Annotated in this window: 13 protein-coding genes; 4 read left to right on the top strand and 9 right to left on the bottom strand. The window is 40.8% G+C overall.

Translation table 11 applies throughout. The features are described 5' to 3' along the window. Window positions 1-2: 2 nt before the first annotated feature. A complete protein-coding gene (locus KEM09_RS15435; protein ID WP_212229630.1) occupies window positions 3-449 on the bottom strand; it encodes a nucleoside deaminase in 447 nt (148 codons plus the stop codon). A 195-nt stretch (window positions 450-644) separates the two neighbouring features. On the opposite strand from KEM09_RS15435, the gene aspS reads away from it, so the two are divergent. Continuing rightward, window positions 645-2,399 carry an aspartate--tRNA ligase gene (gene aspS / locus KEM09_RS15430; RefSeq protein WP_212229628.1) on the top strand — a complete coding sequence of 585 codons (1,755 nt, stop codon included), beginning with the start codon at window positions 645-647 and terminating at the stop codon, window positions 2,397-2,399. Window positions 2,400-2,558: 159 nt separating this feature from the next. Here aspS and KEM09_RS15425 read toward each other — a convergent pair whose 3' ends face one another. Next, the gene (locus tag KEM09_RS15425) at window positions 2,559-4,175 is read right to left on the bottom strand and encodes a hypothetical protein (protein ID WP_244825047.1); all 1,617 of its coding nucleotides are present in this window, start codon (window positions 4,173-4,175) and stop codon (window positions 2,559-2,561) included. Between the two features lie 469 nt (window positions 4,176-4,644). On the opposite strand from KEM09_RS15425, the gene KEM09_RS15420 reads away from it, so the two are divergent. Genes KEM09_RS15420 through KEM09_RS15410 form a run of 3 tightly spaced genes read left to right on the top strand, consistent with a single transcriptional unit; the run spans window position 4,645 to window position 8,557 of the window. Beyond that, window positions 4,645-7,620, top strand: coding sequence for an AsmA-like C-terminal region-containing protein (locus tag KEM09_RS15420; protein WP_212229627.1), 2,976 nt, complete (start codon window positions 4,645-4,647; stop codon window positions 7,618-7,620). Beyond that, entirely contained in the window at window positions 7,620-8,228 is a 609-nt protein-coding gene (locus KEM09_RS15415) for a DsbA family protein (protein WP_212229626.1), read from the top strand. Before KEM09_RS15420 ends, KEM09_RS15415 begins: the two co-directional genes overlap by 1 nt. A gap of 5 nt (window positions 8,229-8,233) precedes the next feature. After that, window positions 8,234-8,557: a hypothetical protein gene (locus tag KEM09_RS15410; protein WP_212191921.1), complete on the top strand. Its 324-nt coding sequence runs from the start codon at window positions 8,234-8,236 to the stop codon at window positions 8,555-8,557. A gap of 73 nt (window positions 8,558-8,630) precedes the next feature. On the opposite strand, the gene KEM09_RS15405 is transcribed toward KEM09_RS15410, so the two are convergent. The 7 genes from KEM09_RS15405 to KEM09_RS15375 all read right to left on the bottom strand — a co-directional run bounded on the left by KEM09_RS15405 (window position 8,631) and on the right by KEM09_RS15375 (window position 17,107). Further along, window positions 8,631-9,161, bottom strand: a complete 531-nt coding sequence (locus KEM09_RS15405) for a TlpA family protein disulfide reductase (RefSeq protein ID WP_212229625.1) — start codon at window positions 9,159-9,161, stop codon at window positions 8,631-8,633. 327 nt (window positions 9,162-9,488) lie between these two features. Next, the gene (mnmA, locus tag KEM09_RS15400; RefSeq protein WP_212229624.1) at window positions 9,489-10,535 is read right to left on the bottom strand and encodes a tRNA 2-thiouridine(34) synthase MnmA; all 1,047 of its coding nucleotides are present in this window, start codon (window positions 10,533-10,535) and stop codon (window positions 9,489-9,491) included. 173 nt (window positions 10,536-10,708) lie between these two features. Then, window positions 10,709-11,485: a prephenate dehydrogenase/arogenate dehydrogenase family protein gene (locus KEM09_RS15395; protein WP_212229623.1), complete on the bottom strand. Its 777-nt coding sequence runs from the start codon at window positions 11,483-11,485 to the stop codon at window positions 10,709-10,711. A 73-nt stretch (window positions 11,486-11,558) separates the two neighbouring features. Further along, entirely contained in the window at window positions 11,559-12,656 is a 1,098-nt protein-coding gene (locus tag KEM09_RS15390; RefSeq protein WP_212191925.1) for a bifunctional 3-deoxy-7-phosphoheptulonate synthase/chorismate mutase type II, read from the bottom strand. Window positions 12,657-12,662: 6 nt separating this feature from the next. Continuing rightward, the gene (locus KEM09_RS15385; RefSeq protein WP_212229621.1) at window positions 12,663-13,838 is read right to left on the bottom strand and encodes a pyridoxal phosphate-dependent aminotransferase; all 1,176 of its coding nucleotides are present in this window, start codon (window positions 13,836-13,838) and stop codon (window positions 12,663-12,665) included. A 4-nt stretch (window positions 13,839-13,842) separates the two neighbouring features. Continuing rightward, on the bottom strand, window positions 13,843-14,742 hold the full coding sequence (locus tag KEM09_RS15380) for a prephenate dehydratase (RefSeq protein WP_212229619.1): 900 nt from the start codon (window positions 14,740-14,742) through the stop codon (window positions 13,843-13,845). A 301-nt stretch (window positions 14,743-15,043) separates the two neighbouring features. Then, on the bottom strand, window positions 15,044-17,107 hold the full coding sequence (locus KEM09_RS15375) for an ATP-binding protein (RefSeq protein WP_212229617.1): 2,064 nt from the start codon (window positions 17,105-17,107) through the stop codon (window positions 15,044-15,046). Between the last annotated feature and the right edge of the window lie 17 nt (window positions 17,108-17,124).

The following is a 17,124-nucleotide window of genomic DNA, read 5'->3' as shown; positions in this document are numbered from 1 at the left end:
TCTTATCGTTTTTGCCTGAAAAAGTCCTGAATTATCTTCTGGCATTCGTCATTCATAACACCTGAAGTAATGGTTGTCTTAGGATGTACTAATGATGGTTGACAGCGTAAAAAGCCACGTTTCTCATCAGCTGCCCCATATACAATGCGTTTTAGTTGTGACCAGTTAAGCGCTCCGGCACACATCACGCAAGGTTCCAAAGTGACATAAAGAGTGCAATCGTGCAGGTATTTGCCGCCCAAAAATTCGGCTGCAGAGGTAATGGCCAGCATCTCGGCATGTGCTGTCACGTCGTTTAATGTTTCGGTCAGGTTGTGGGTTCTGGCAATTATCTGGTTGTTGCAAACCACTACGGCACCCACTGGTACTTCATCTTTTTCTTTGGCTTTCTGGGCTTCAATAAAAGCCTGTTTCATAAAGTATTGATCGGAGAAGTTGATTTCGTTCATATTTGGAAAATTAAAGATTTTAGACTGCTGGCATGATAAAAATCATGGATTGAATGCACCTGCCTAAAAAACTACTGTCTAAAAGCATCAACGGCTTTTTTGTATCTATTTTCTTACTATTTTCGCAAAGATAATTTTAAACGTCAAGATCGTTGCATACATTTGCCAACTGGCAACGATAAATAAGTAATTACAATGTACAGGACACATACGTGCGGAGAATTAAGAATTGAGCACATCAATCAGTCAGTTACACTAAGTGGTTGGGTGCAAAAGATAAGAAATCTGGGTGGTATGACTTTTATCGATTTACGAGATCGTTATGGTATTACTCAGTTGGTTTTTAATGAAGAAACCCACAAGGCCCTTTGTGAACAAACAGAAGAGCTCGGACGTGAGTTCGTGATCCAGGTGAAAGGCCAGGTGGCTGAGAGAAGCAATAAAAATAGCAAAATTGCCACCGGAGACATCGAGATATTAGTGGAAGAATTAACTATTCTTAATTCATCAGAATTGCCACCATTTACCATCGAAGATGATACTGATGGAGGTGATGAACTGCGTATGAAATATCGCTACCTGGATTTGCGTCGTAATCCTGTGCGTGAGAATTTGGTGTTGCGTCATAAAATCGGTTTTGAGGTTCGTAACTACCTGAATGGTGAAAATTTTATTGAGACAGAAACACCTGTTCTAATCAAATCGACACCCGAAGGTGCGCGCGATTTTATTGTGCCTTCTCGCATGAATGAAGGGCAGTTTTATGCATTGCCGCAGTCGCCTCAGGTATTTAAGCAGTTGTTGATGGTGAGTGGTTTCGACCGTTATTTTCAGATTGTGAAATGCTTCCGCGATGAGGATTTGCGTGCTGATCGCCAGCCTGAGTTTACACAAATTGACTGTGAGATGTCGTTTGTTGAGCAGGAAGATATCCTGAATACGTTTGAAGGAATGACCAAGCATCTGTTTAAGACGATAAAAAATGTGGATATTGATTATACTTTCCCACGTTTATCGTACGCCGATGCTATTAAATATTATGGCTCAGATAAGCCAGATACCCGTTTCGAAATGAAGTTTGTGGATTTAACAGAGGACGTCAAAGACTCAGAATTCAAACTCTTCAACGAAGCTGAGTATGTAGGTGGTATATGTGCCGATGCTTGTGCTTCATATACACGCAAGCAGCTGGATAAATTGACTGATTTTGTTAAGAAACCACAGATTGGTGCTGGTGGATTGATTTATATCAAATTCAATGCCGATGGTACAGTTAAGTCATCTGTCGACAAATTCTTCACAGTTGAGCAACTGAAGGAGATAGGTGCTAAGTTCAATGCTAAGGATGGTGATTTGGTATTGATTCTGGCCGGTGCGCTTAATAAAACACTGAATGCGCTTTGCGAATTACGTCTGGAGATGGGTAATCAAATGGGCTTGCGTGATAAGAATAAGTTCTCGCCATTATGGGTAGTTGACTTCCCATTGTTGGAGTGGGATGAAGATACTAAGCGCTTCTATGCGATGCATCACCCATTTACATCACCTAAAGCCGAAGATATGGATATGCTGGATAGTAACCCAGGTGATGTGCGTGCTAATGCCTACGATTTAGTTATTAATGGTGTTGAGATTGGCGGTGGTTCTGTACGTATCTTCAATGATGAGTTACAACAGAAAATGTTTAAACTGCTTGGCTTTACAGAGGAAGAGGCCGAGAATCAGTTTGGCTTCCTGATGAATGCTTTTAAATACGGTGCTCCTCCTCATGGTGGTGTGGCCTTTGGCTTCGACCGTTTGGTATCATTATTTGCTGGACTGGACTCTATTCGCGATGTAATTGCCTTCCCTAAAAATAATTCAGGCCGTGATGTGATGATTGACTCTCCATCGCCGGTAGCAAAAGAACAGCTCGATGAACTGAAGATTGCCTTAACTGTTAAGGAATAAAACGAATATAACAATATATCAGTGGGGCACATTTTTTATGTGCCCCATTTTTTGTAAGGTATATCGTGTGTGTAAATGTCAGAATGATACTTTGAGACGCTTGATTTACAGTGTTCTAAGTGAGTTAGTGTAATGGACGTTCTGACGATTTCATTGTATTTAGAAGTTGTAGTAAAGGCTTTTGAGTGAGGTGCGGATGCCAAAATATACATGCTGGGTGTCCATAGTCTCTAAATCATTGCTCATTTTTCTGATTCTGGCACCTGCAACAATATTAAACATATTGCGCGGATTCACCAGAAAGGAAACATTCACATCGGCATTATAAACATTGGTTTTAAGTCCGTCGCCAATAGAGTAGCCATGCTCTCTTGGACGACCATCTGCATCAAGTGGTCTTTGGGTATTGGGCATCAATACATCTTTTCCCCAGCTAATTTCATCGCCATAATCATCGCCATACATAGTGGCCATTAATTCTGCTTTAAAAAGCCAGCGATTTTTGCGGTATTTCAAAATGGCAAGCCCTTCCCTGAAGTTGGCGCCTAGTATATGTGCCATGGGCTGATTCAAATGCGAGTAGGAATAAATGCTTGTATAATGCGAGTATGTGTAAGGTCTTACCTGGTTGTATTCAAGCTGTAAATCCAGCTTGTCAATGCCAAACAGATCGTAGGTTTTGGCACCCAGCTGAAAACCATGCTTGTTGGCCCACCATTTATTACCACTAAAAACTTCATCAAACTTAAACTCACCCATTACAAATTGGCCATAGAATGTTAGCCATTTGGAGGCAATGTACTTCGCATTAAATCCCATGGTTACATTATCCGGAGAGCCAAGATTGTATTCAACTGGCCTGAAGAAGTTGACAGGATTCAGGTAGTGGATGTCAAAACCTCTATGTCCGGTGGTATCTTTTTCTGCATACACCACATTAGCATAAAATCCCAGACTCAGGCGTTTATTAATATTCCAGTCGAGGTACTGATGCACACCATATTTTCCCGGGTAGCGAAAATCATGCTGGTCAGCCACCGCATCGTAATTCAACATCTTATTCCACATCACCATGTATTTGATATTCCAGAAATCAGCTGTAAGTTTCACATAAGGGTAGCTAAAAGCACCGTCGGATAATAGCAGAGAGCGATGGCCATCGCCAATAAAATGCTTACCATTGCCAAGCTGGAAGTTGAAATACTTGGCAAAATTAAAACCAATATAGCCGGTGGCCTGTGCATAATCATGTCCATTGCTGCCAAAGGTCTTACGTTGTCCTTGTCCGGGCATCATATTGGTTTTGTTGGCAAACTCGTTGATGTAATTAGGAACAACAGCCTGGTTTTCTACAAAATCAGTATAGAAATATAGTTTCCCTATATTACCTTTAATAAACAAACCACGTGTATTGGTCCAGGTGCTTATGCCTTCATTGCTTTCGCGTCCGCCCTCAAAGGCAAATATGGGGTTAACCACTATGTTAATATCCTCTTTATCCAATGAAATCAGATCATCGTGTAAAAAACGCTGCCAGATATTTAGCCGGCCCTCAGGCACTCTCAGACCATCATACAATACAGAGTCGGTATTGACAACTTCATTAAGCTGGTCCATTCGATATTGACGGATTGACGTATGAAAATTAGTGCCAGGTTGATATATGTAACGTTCAAAAGGAGAGTAGTATGGGTCTTCGTAATGACTGACCGATTGTGCTGTCAGAAATTGCACAAGAATAAGTGCGGTCACCAGGGTGAGGTATCTTTTAATCATAGATATTGAAGCTTTTTGCAACGAATATACAACATGAAAGGCATCTATGCACCTTATGAATACTAAAATTCTTGAATGTAACATGTTGGGATAACAATGAAAAAATAAGGATCGCACCTTTATTGTCAGATGTTTAATAAAGATGCGACCCTTAATAAAAAAGAGCTAAAAGCCGTTTCAACTCTCGTTATCCTTTAATGGCAAAACTTTTACCAGGATCCTCGTACCCTTATTATAGCGAGGTGCTACAGCTTTCGGCTCCATAACTGAATTCGAAATCTCATCCCTGAGACATTTACTAATTTAAGGGAAGCACATGAGGGTGTCAATCGAATTGTTACATTTTTTCATCAAACGACTAAAATAATCAACTTTTTAGCTGAAAAGATAGAGAGGTGGTGTATAAATCATAAATTTGTTGATGATACATCGTATTGTCATCTAAAAACAACTTACCTCAAGACCTGTTATGAAGCGATTAAAACACATATTGGCCTACCTGCTATTGGTTCTGTTGGGATTAATTCTATCCCTTATTCTGATTGCAGAGCTGGCTGAAACGCATGTGACCAAATTGGCTCTAAAGCAAATTAATGCTAATATTGATGCTACCATCAGTGTTGGTGAAGTCGATTTTTCGCTGATTAAAGGGTTTCCTGATGCAATGGTTGAGTTTAATGATGTGAGTATTTTCACAAGTACCGACACCATGGCGCAGGTAGAACGCGCGTTTATATCGGTGGAGATGCGTCCTTTGTTTAATAGCGAATTTAATATTACCGAAGTGGCGGTGGAAGGGGGGATGGCCTACTATAAAATCGATAGTTTAGGTAAAACCAACTTCGATGTGTTCCTGGTGCCTTCTGAACAGACAGAGGAACAGGATAGCACCGCATCAACCTTGCTCTTATCATTGAAGCATCTGGAGTTGACTAATCTTTTCTGCTCGTATACCGATGTGCCCAATAATATTAATGCTTGTCTCTACATTGATAATGGCTTGTCAGTTATTTATATCGATGAGGATAACACCAAGGCATCCTTTAAGGGGCAGTTGCGGGCCAATAACTGTCGCTATCCCGCAACTAATTTGCACTTGATGGACGAGATTATTGTGGAGGCCGATGTGGCCTATTTCAATGAATTGGTAACCATAAATGCACTCAATATTACATCGGATGGCCTGCAGCTTAGTTTGGATGGCGAAATTAAGAATCAATCATCTTTATATAGCGATATTCACCTTTCATCGTCAAAGCTCGATTTAGCCGAACTAAAAAAATATATCCCTGACAGCTTATTTCAGGCCTATGAAGTGAGACAGTTAAAGGGTGTGGCTTCCTTTTCTGCAGATGTAAAAGGGGAATACAATGATAGTATCATGCCGCGGATTGATGCGCGGTTTAATTTAAGTAACGGGCAACTTGTCATGGGGGAGCTGCCTGAAATGCAATCAGTACAGCTGGCAGGGAGCTATACCAATGGGGAAGAACAGAATAATGCCACAACACAACTGGTGATTGATAAGTTTTATCTGGCGTCGGGAGGCAGTTGGGCTAATGTAAAAGGGCAACTCGCTAACCTCGATAGAATCAAGTTTAGTGTTCAGTCGGATGTGCTGTTGAACCTGAGTGATGTGGTGACTTTTGTTCCCGACTCAATGGTGAATTGCCTGGAGGGGCAAGTAAGGATGCAGATGGCAACCAATGGCATTATGCCCGACAGCTTTGATGTTGCCTATGTCGATTACCTGCTGGCGCGCACAAATTGTCAAATGCAGCTGCAGGATTTGAACATAGGGATGGATTCTCTTCTGAACCTTTCTAAGCTGAGCGGTCATTTAAGTTATCAACCAAAATCGCTGAAGGTGGATAGCCTGAAACTGCAACTGCCGGATTATAAGCTAAAGCTTACAAATGCAAACTTGCTGGCCGAATACAGTGGTGAACTTACTAATATTGCTTCACTGGGACTGAGAATAGAAGGCTTGGATGTGCAAACAGCTAAGAGCCATGTGAAGGGGCATATGAGCTTTAATAATCCCGAAAGACCTGCCTGCGCTATAGATGCCGATGCGGCAATTGATTTAGCGGAGATGAAGCCTTTTGCTCCCGATTCGTTGATAACCAATATGAGTGGAGCTATTTATACGAATTTGCATTCGGCCGGGAACATACATCTTGATTCCATTGCCGATGATCTGATGAGGCTGCTTTTTACATCCAGCCGTGTAACAACTCGCTTTGAAGATGTGCAGGTAGCTACCAACGATGAAGTGATGCAGCTGCAGGCCCTCAATGGAACCATTAAGCTTGTTGATGACTCCATTGGTATTAATAAGGTGTCGGGCGAGTTGGCGGGCATCACCTTTGATTCCGATTCAACTCTTATCAGAAACTTCTACAAGGCCTATTGGCTCAATCAACCTGATACTGTTAAGGTTGATGGCTATTTCAATTTTGGAGATATTGATTATGTAGTGTTTGAACCTTTGATGGCTGAAGAACCGGACAAGATAAATGAACCAGAGGCAAATGCCGAACCGGCTAATTATCGCTTTGCGGCTAAAGGAAAAGTTACTGCCAAAAGCTTTTGGTATGGCAATGCGCTGTTTGAAAACCTCAGTGCCCTGTACAACGTGTCGGATAGCCTCTATATAGCCGACCAGGTGAAGTTTGATGCTTTTAAGGGGACAACTAACAGCTCGGTGAAAGTGGAAATGCTGCCTGATGATGTAATGAAGATTAATTTTAAAAACAGCACCAGTGGGCTTGATGTCAATCAGCTATTGTATGATTTTGATGACTTTATGGACTATACAGATGAGGTGTATATTAGTAGCGAACAGTTGAGTGGTACATTTAGTACGGATAACCTGAATGGACAGGTAACTTTTTATGGTGATTCATTAGACCTGAATACAATTAAGTTAACAACTCGTCTTCGATTAGAGGATGGTCGTTTAAAAGATTATCCGATAACTGAAGAGATGGCAAGAGACTATAAGCGTCCAGAATTAAAGGATATTGAATTTAAAACTATAGATACAGAGTTGTTTTCGTATCAAGGAGCCATATATATTCCTCAAACAGAAATAAAAACAAGTGCTTACGATGTGGCGCTGTTAGGGAAACAGGAATTTAATCTGGACTGCCAATATCACTTACGATTTTATCTGAAAGAGATATTACGAGGAAAAACAGACCGGATTGAAAAGAAACAAGCGGCAGACGAAACTAAAAGAGGGGGTGGGGTGAAAGGTTTGTCATCTATGTTTGCCATTTATAAAGTTAAAAACGGTAAAACAGTCAAGAGCACCTTGGAAGGCAAAAATTCAAGTGAAAGGGTAACAATGGAGCAGAGTATTAAGAATAAAAGAGCAATATATGAGTTCTATTTTGATCCGAGACTGATGAATTATAATACCGGCGTTTATAGCAAATAATGATGAGACAGAAGTTAATTATTGCAGGTGTTGCTCTTTTAGCAGTATTTGTTGTTTATATCTATTTGGGGAATAAAGGAAAGGATAAGCTAATGACAGAAATATCCAAGCCTCAGTTTAGTGATATTGTATTAGGTCATATTGATGCAGACCAAAGTGTTATTCTCTATTTCGATTATAATTGTGCTTTTTGTAGAAAGTTTTTTCAAGACGTTTTTCCAAAGTTTAAGGAAAAATACATCAAAACAGGGAAAGTTAATCTTGTTTTAAAATTGGTATGTGGGCTGACAGATAAAATGGCGCTTCGTGCTAACCAAACCGTTATTTGTATTAATAATTATGGCGAATTTGAGAAATTGCACCAACTTTTGTTATATGAAAGTAGAGTAATTTATACCAGCGAATTCAATCAATTGATTGAAGAGTATATAGTAGCAAACGAGTCGTTAGGAGAGTGTATTTTGGATGAGAATTACTCTGGTATTATCCACAATATTTATCAATTTCAGGAGTTAAAAAGTAAAGGAACACCTACATTTGTAATTAAAGGTATGGTGATTGAAGGTTTTATGAGTTATGAAGAATTGATTAAGAAACTTAATAATTAAATGTTATGAAAAAGCTATTAAAGGTATTGCCATTTTTATTGGGGGTTGCATTGTTGAGTAGTTGCAGTGATGATGATGACAAAGAAACATGTGATGAATTAACTCAGAATGACAAACCTGCTCAATGTGTTGATGCCGATATTACTGTTTGTACTGGTGATGATACTTATTTTATTTTTAATGGTACTGAATATTATGAGGTGAGTGACTTGGTTAATGCATGTGCTCCAGGTGCTGCTTTTGAAGAGGCAAAGATGATTCATATGCAGTTTGATGCTGTGGCAATGAGACTTCTAAACGAAGCCCGCGCTGCTGCCATCTGTCAATAAAACAATTGATATCAACATAAAAGGCCTGACTTGTATACGCAACTTGTCAGGCCTTTGTGTATTATAATATTATTCACTCCCAAAAGCGATACCAGCCTTTGCGTTGGAGTTTTCTGAGCTTTTTGCCCAATTCATCACCACGGAGATTAATGGCCACAATTCCGCCGTCTGTATCAATTAAATAGTTGGCGGGAATGCTGCGAACACCATAGGTTTTAGCCGCTTCGTTGCGCCAGCCTTTCAGGTCGCTAATGTGATGGGGCCAAATAAGGCCGTCATCTGCAATGGCTTTCTTCCAGGCTGTCTCTTTCATATCGAGCGATACGCTAAGAATCACAAAGCCCTTAGCTCCTGAAAAGGACGCATTCTTGTATTGCTTGTAAGCTTCAACCAGCACTGGATTCTCTTTTCGGCATGGAGCGCACCACGATGCCCAGAAATCAACCAGCACCACATAGCCTTTTAGTGATGATAAAGATAAGGATTCGCCATTGATGGACTGTTGAATGATTTCAGGAGCTTGGTCGCCCACTTTTAGTCCTTGCCCATTTATAGATGTATTAATGGCTAATAAGATAAGTATAGCAACTATTGTATTTTTCATTCTTCAGGTTGTTTTCGTTGCTAAGATAATTAATTAAGTCATAATCCGGTTGGTAACATTGCTCAACCACAGCTTATGTCAATTGTGAATGGTTTTCGTATGACCTAACAGAGTTATTAGGTGTAATTGAATTTAGTTCTTAAATGTATGCTATTAGCTGAATGTTAAATGTATTAAGCTATATATAAATGTATAATTCTAATTAAAAAAATCAATTAGCTAATTGATTAATGAAGCTATCTGATATGTAAATCATCACATCTAAAGTGTAAATGTAATAGTGAAAATAACAATTAGATTGAGTATGAGATGTGATAGAAGTAGGTTTTAATAGATGCCGCCACCAATGACTTTATGATTTTTATAAAATACAATAGACTGGCCGGGCGTAACGGCCCATACATTGTTTTCAAATTGTACTATTAGTGAATCATCGATTAATTCCAGGCTTCCCCAATAACCTGGTACACTATCCAAACCCCTGATGCGGATAAATATATTCTGGTTCTTCCATAGTGTTTGGTCATTGGTGAGTGAAAAATCATTCAGGATTATCCGATTAGTAAATAGATTATCGCGATTACCAGCTATCAGCTGCTTGTTTTCGGCATCAATGGCAATAACGCACTTACCATTGGCTATGCCTTCAATGCCTCGTCGTTGCCCAATGGTATAAAAAGGGTAGCCTTCGTGGTGGCCCAGCAGAGTTCCATTCTCATCCACCACCTGGCCACGGTTCAAAGCCGGGTGTGCTTCACCTAATAGTTGGGTAAGGTAATGACGATAATCAGTACCTGCTAAAAAGCAAACGCCCATGCTTTCTTTTTTATCGGCAATTTCGGTGTATCCCAGTTGGCGTGCCAGTTTCCGTACTTCTTGCTTGTGCAGCAGTCCCAGAGGAAATAGAGCTCTTTCGATAGTTGCCTGATTTAGGTTCCATAGAAAATAGGATTGGTCTTTGGCGGGATCGAGCCCCTTTTGTATATAATATCGATCATTGACGAGCGCTTTCTGTACATAATGGCCCGTAGCTATGTATTTACAATTGAGTTGGTCAGCTTGTTCAAGCAGTAATTTCCATTTAATAGTTTCGTTGCATTTGATACAGGGGTTCGGCGTTCGGCCAGCTGTATATTCATCAGCGAAATATTGTATAACGGTGGATTTAAATTGCTCGCGGCAGTCTATCAGATGGTGTTCTATCTGCCGTTCCTTTGCCAGGTTTTGGGCGGCAATAATGCTGGCATCCTGTTCGTTAGTATGTGTTAATAGCGTTGCCCCAATCACTTCATACCCCTGCTGTTGCAGCAGTACAGCCGACATAGAACTGTCCATGCCGCCACTCATTCCCAATAATACCCGCTCTTGTGCCATTGTTGTTTTGTTCTTGGTGCGAAAGTAGTAATAATCCTTTAACCGCCATTGGACTTGTTGTTGAGCAAAGGCAAAGGTGAGTCATCATTCTCGGCCAAGAGTTTTAGAATCATAAAAAAATGCCCATCAACCATAAGAGCCAATGGGCATTCGTTATCACCATTATCTAGGTACTATTCTTCAATGTTCTTTCTTACATTATTTAAAAAGGTCTGCATGCCCTTTGAATCTTTTTTATCGATCAATTCAAGCAGGTGCTTCAGCTGAAAGCGGATGTTCTCCACCTGTTCATATGTATACGGGTTAAATAAAATTTCCGTAAGCAGATGGTCTTCTTCCGATAAAAGCCCTTTGGCAATGTTCATGTGCTTGGTAAATGTCGTACCAGGCGCTTTTTGGTGCTTCATGCATGCAGCAAAGACCAACGATGATGAAAATGGTATTGACAATGAATAGGCGATGGTTTCGTCATGGGTATCAAATGTATACTCATGAATATTAAGGCCCAGCGAAGCATAGAAATCTTTAAAGAAAGCCTTGCCCAGATGGTCACTTTGGCTGATGATGATGGCATGATGCATGCTCAAATCTTTCAGGTTAGCGAATGTAGGGCCAAACATGGGGTGCGTAGAAACATAGCGCATACCACTTTGCTCATAAAAATCCTGCAGGCCTGTTTTTACCGATGCTATATCAGATATGATACAGTCTTTGGGTAAATAGGGTAATACCTCTTCAAAGGAAGCCAGGGTGTACTTGAGGCTCACAGCATTGATAAGCAGTTCGGGGCCAAACTCTGTTATTTCGTCAAGTTTGGTTAGTCGCTGCGTGTTAAAAACGTATCGAAGTCGGGAGATATCCTTGTCAAATATGGCTACCTCATGTTGCAGGCACAAAGCATCGGTTAACCATGTGCCCATTTTTCCGGCTCCCAGAATACAAATTTTCATAATAGATAGTATCGAGTAGTGAGAGTTGAGAAGACAGTGATGAATCACTTTCCTCTCATCTCATATCGCTTTTTTATTTCTTGGCTAATTCTTTATTCATCACCTTGTTCTGGCGATTGATGGATTCTTCGTGGATGTGCTCATACACCTTCACGACAAATTCAGGACTTAAACCAACCTCTTCAGCCTGCTTGCGACGGTTATTCATGACTTCATCGTAGCGTCGTGTTTGCAGGATAGTAATGTTATTCTCGTATTTGTATTTACCAATGGCTTCCGATATTTTCATACGCGACTTAAGTGTTTCAAGCAGTTGCTTATCGATGGAGTCAATCTTCTGACGCAATTCATCCAGTGTCACGCGTGGGGTATCACCAATGGCCGAACGACGTACCACCAGGTTTTGTTTGATTTCGCCCAGATGCTGTGGTGTCACCTGCTGACTGGCATCACTCCAGGCTTTCTCAGGGCACATGTGCGATTCAATAATTAATCCGTTAAAGTTAAGGTCCATTGCTTCCTGTGATATCTCGGCAATCATCTCACTCTTACCGCTGATGTGACTAGGGTCGGTGATGATGGGCAGCTCAGGAATACGACGGCGCAACTCAATTGGAATCTGCCACTCCGGATTGTTGCGGTATTTAGTTTTGTCGTAGGTGCTGAAACCGCGGTGGATGGCTCCAATCATCTTCACACCGGCACGGTTCACACGCTCAATGGCTCCAATCCACAACTCCAAATCAGGGTTAACCGGATTTTTAATCAGCACCGGCTTATCGACGCCTGTTAGTGCATCAGCAACTTCTTGCACAGCAAATGGGTTGGCCGTAGTGCGGGCACCAATCCAAAGCATGTCCACCCCAAACTTAAGTGCTTCGTACACGTGATGGGCATTGGCTACTTCCACGCTCACAAACATGCCGGTTTCTTCCTTTACTTTTTTCAGCCAGGGCAGGCCAACGGTACCAACACCTTCGAAGGCTCCGGGACGAGTCCTTGGTTTCCAGATACCCGCTCTGAATATCTTCACCCCTTGAGCCGCTAGTTGACGGGCTGTTTCAAGTGTTTGTTCTTCTGTTTCGGCACTACATGGTCCCGCAATAATGATCGGACGCTTTAGTTCTAAGCCTGGTAGTGCTAATGGTTGTAAGTCTAATTTATGTTCCATGGTTATTTATTTTTTTAATGTTTTTATGCGTTGTTTTGCTCCCTCTAATGTTGTTTGATTGGTGCACAGACTGATACGGATGTAGCGTTTTCCCTTATCTCCAAAAATAAAGCCAGGTGTGATAAACACATCACAGCCATAAAGTATCTCGTCAGATAGCTGGCCGCTGTCCTGATAGCGTTCGGGGATGCGTGCCCAAATGAACATGCCTGTTTGCTCAATATCGTATTTGCACTCTAATAAGTCCATTATTTCGTGCACTAATACACGGCGTTTTTTATATTCGGCATTAACAGTTTCGTACCATTCAGTGCCCAGTTCAAGGGCTTTGGCAGCTGCCAACTGAAGTGGCTTAAACATGCCTGAATCCATGTTGCTTTTTACCCGCAGGATGTACTGGATAATTTCGGCATTGGAAACGGCCATACCTACACGCCAGCCTGCCATGTTGTGTGATTTACTCAACGAATTCAGTTCAATAGCAATGTCTTTGGCACCATTTATCTCCATTATGCTTTGCGGGGCATTGTTTAAGATAAAACTGTATGGATTATCATTTACAATGACGATGTTGTGCTTTTTACCAAAGGCAATGATGCGTTCAAAGAATTTTGTATTGGCATTGGCTCCGGTTGGCATGTTGGGATAGTTGATCCACATTAGCTTTACCTTGCTCAAATCCTGTTGCTCTAAAGCCTCCAGGTTGGGTTGCCAGTTATTGTTCTCATCCAGGTCGTAGTGAATCAGCCTGGCTTCAGCAATTTTACTGGCCGATGCATAGGTGGGATAGCCCGGATTGGGGACTAATACACTGTCGCCTGGATTAACAAAGGCCAGTGTGATGTGCATGATACCTTCTTTAGAGCCCATCAGCGGAAGGACCTCGTTCGCCGGGTTAATAGCCACATCATAGTGCTTCTGATACCAGCGGCTCATGGCTTCTCTTAGTTCAGGGATGCCTACATAGCTTTGGTAGCCGTGGTTGTTTTCGGCCGAACTTTGCTTATTCAGCTCAGCTAATACCTGTGGTGCCGGAGGTAAATCGGGATTTCCAATGCCCATGTTAATAATGGATTTACCCTCTTTACGAAGTTTATCCAACTCCTTTAGTTTAATGGAGAAGTAGTATTCTTCGACGGTGCCTATTCGGTTGGCTGGCTGTATGTTTAATTCGTTTTGCATATACTTAATTTGAATGTGCTGTTTCAATATGTCCGTTATGAACCGGGTACGATTGTTTGCCACTTGCATATTCGCCCAATGATTTCAATTTCTTGGTCAATGGCCTGATGGCATCCAGCGATTGCAGGTAGCGTTTATAGTCGGTAAAGGTCAAATCCACATAAAACAGGTATTCCCATTCTTGCCCAACAATTGGTAGTGACTGAATTTTGGTCAGGTTGATGTTGTAAAAGGCCAGAATAGTGAGGATCTTCGACAGGCTGCCCTCTTCGTGTGGCAATGAGAAAACGATGGACGACTTATTGATTTTGTTTTGTTCCAGCAATTCATCGTTTTCCGTTTTGCCTCTGTCAGAGATAATCAGGAAGCGGGTGAAATTCTTTTTGTTGGTTTCAATGTTTTTGGCCAGGGTCTCCAGTTCATACATTTCAGCAGCTAGTTCAGATGCAATAGCTCCAATACCTTTGAGTTGCTCGTCGGCAATACGCTTGGCGCTAAGTGCTGTATCTTCTGATTCAATAAGCTTAATATGTGGGTAATTCTTAAAGAACGCTTCGCATTGAGCTATGGCCATCGGATGTGAGTACACCTCTTTAATTTCCTCAATAGATTGCCCAGGTAAGGCCAGAAACTGGTGTTTTATACGAAGTTTATATTCACCAATAATCACCAGATCGCTGTCTTTCAGCATGGTGTAGTTGGGAAGTAGACTGCCTACCAAAGTGTTTTCGATGGCAATGATGCCATAGCAGTCCCGGTCTTGTTTAAGGGTATCAAACAAATCGGGGAAGGTAAGACAAGGAACTACTTCAATGTTTTCATCTTCGAAATAGGCTTTTGCAGCTATTTCGTGGTTGGCTCCCGGCCACCCCTGTATGGCTATTCGTTTTGCTGTTTTGCTCATGGCTGAATAATGGATATAAAAAAACCCGCCTGTAAGAGGCGGGTTTTAAATATTTTATTTTGTTTCGTTTAAATCATAGAAAGCCCACCTCTTTAACTGTTGCTAAAAAAGAAATAATAAAAGTTATAAAAGAAAGAGTGTGCTATCATTGCTTTGTTCATTATACGATGCAAATGTATAAATATATTCGCAAACGCAAAATTGTGACCAGATAAAATGTAAAAAAAATAATTTGACGCTATTGGGAGTTGAATACTTAGAGGTTGTAAGTTGGTTGAATAATGTGAGATATTAAACCGTACTAAGACTCTCGCTTGCTATTTAGTAATTGTGGCTCTATAACAGCTCCTCCTTTTGCTAGTTTATAACGATTTAAGGGGTGGGTGATAAAAAATGTACTGCCGTTCTGAGGTTCCGATTCGAGCCATAATGAGCCCCCTAATTGTTTGATTAAATCATTAGCAATAGTTAGGCCCAAACCTGTGCCTGATGCTTTTCGCATATTGTTATCCTGTACCTGAGAGAAACGTTTAAAAACGTCTTTGTGTTTTTCTTTGGGGATACCGATGCCGGTATCTTTAACGTATACGGTTAGTTTATCAGGTTCGCTGTAATAGGCACCAATGGTAATGGTACCTTCATTGGTAAATTTAATGGCGTTGGTTAGCAGGTTAAAAACGATTTGTTTGAATCTTACAACGTCAGTTTCAAGTTTTAAATCATTATCAACTTGAGCATTTAATTCAATGGATAATGGTTTGTTGGATTTGCTGACTTCACTTTCAAATTGTTTAAACGTATCATTTAGAAAGTCTATGATATTAATGGAGCCATATTGTAACTTGACATGTCCTGATTCTATCTGCGAGAAAATAAGAATATCAGAGATGAGTTTGAGAAGTTGATTGCCGTTTGACTGGATAATATTGAGGTAGGTTTTTTTCTCGTCATGTGTCAAGGTGTTGTCTTCCAGTAGTTCCGAAAAGCCTATGATTGCATTCATCGGTGTCCTGATTTCGTGCGACATATTGGCCAGAAAGGCTGATTTTAAATAATCCGATTGTTCGGCCTTTTCCTTGGCGGCAATTAGTTCCTCTTCATGCTTCTTCTTGTCTGAGATATCTGACAGGATTTCGACAAATCCAATGGGACGCTGCTCTTCATCAAATACAGGGTGAGTTTTGTGAGTATATATTTTTCCGGTGCGCGAGTTCACATGCTCTCGTACTTCTGTTCGGTTGGTTTTAAGGCATGTATTGTATAGGCAAAAGTCGCATGGTTTATTCTGATCAAAATAGACCTGGTAGCATTTTCGGCCCACAGCTTGTTCAAAAGGAATAGCTGATGATTTCTTGAAAGCATCATTGGCCCAAACCAGGTTGTAGTCATTGTCCATAAATATGACCTGTTCGTCCAGACTATTAAGAATAAGCGTTTTTTCCTTTTCAAGCTGCTTAATGGTTTTCGCTCTTTGTGCCCCTACTTTTTGCGCTTCATTTAGCCTGTGGGTTTTCAGTTTTACAGTTCTTCTCTGAAAAAACAGGATGATTAGCAAGATGAGAATGAGCGAGAAAAATACGATCAGGAGGATTTTGTACAGAGGCTTGTTGGTTGTTTCTTCTTCCAGTAGCCATCTGTTGATGGTTTGCTCAAAAAAATCGGGTTGGCTCTCTTTTATATGAAGCAATGCCTCGTCAAAGTCATTGAGTAAAATGCCAGCTAATGGCCCACCGGCCATTTGAAGATTAACCGGGTTGAAAAAAATGGATGTAGCTTTTAGTTGCTGATCTCTATTTTGTTGATAGCCATATAGTTTATTGACGGTTCCGGCGTGAGCTTCGTTTCGGATTATTTTATCAAATACTTCATCCAGGCTGTTACACCATATAATCTGGGCATTCAGATTAAAGTCGCTGAGCAATTTAAGCAATGCCTTAGCATGGATATCTCCTTTCTCAAGTGCGATTGTTTTTCCATTAAGGTCAATGATGTTTTCAATATTAGTTTGCTTATTGGAATAAATAACACCCCAGTTGGTATATATGGTTTCGTTATTGAATAAGGCTAATTGCTCTCGCTCTTTGGTTTTAGCTACCGAAGTCAGTAGATCAATTTTGCCATACTGTATGTCGTCAAATCCTGTAGCTATTGTTGTCGGTATGTATTCAATCTCCCAATTGTTAATGGTCGCAACATCATTAATGATATCAATGAAGATGCCTTTTGCCTGATGGCTGGAGTCGATACTGGATAAAGGAGGATTGTGGTGCACACCAACTTTTATACTTTTTTTATTCACGGCAGTTATAGCAGGGATATAACTACCTATTAAAAAGCTGAGTATGATGAGTGTTTTTTGGGTCATTTTCACAAAAGCTGCAC

This window comes from Carboxylicivirga mesophila (assembly GCF_018271975.1).
Taxonomy (GTDB): domain Bacteria; phylum Bacteroidota; class Bacteroidia; order Bacteroidales; family Marinilabiliaceae; genus Carboxylicivirga; species Carboxylicivirga mesophila.
This window is presented reverse-complemented; position numbering and strand designations above follow the sequence as displayed.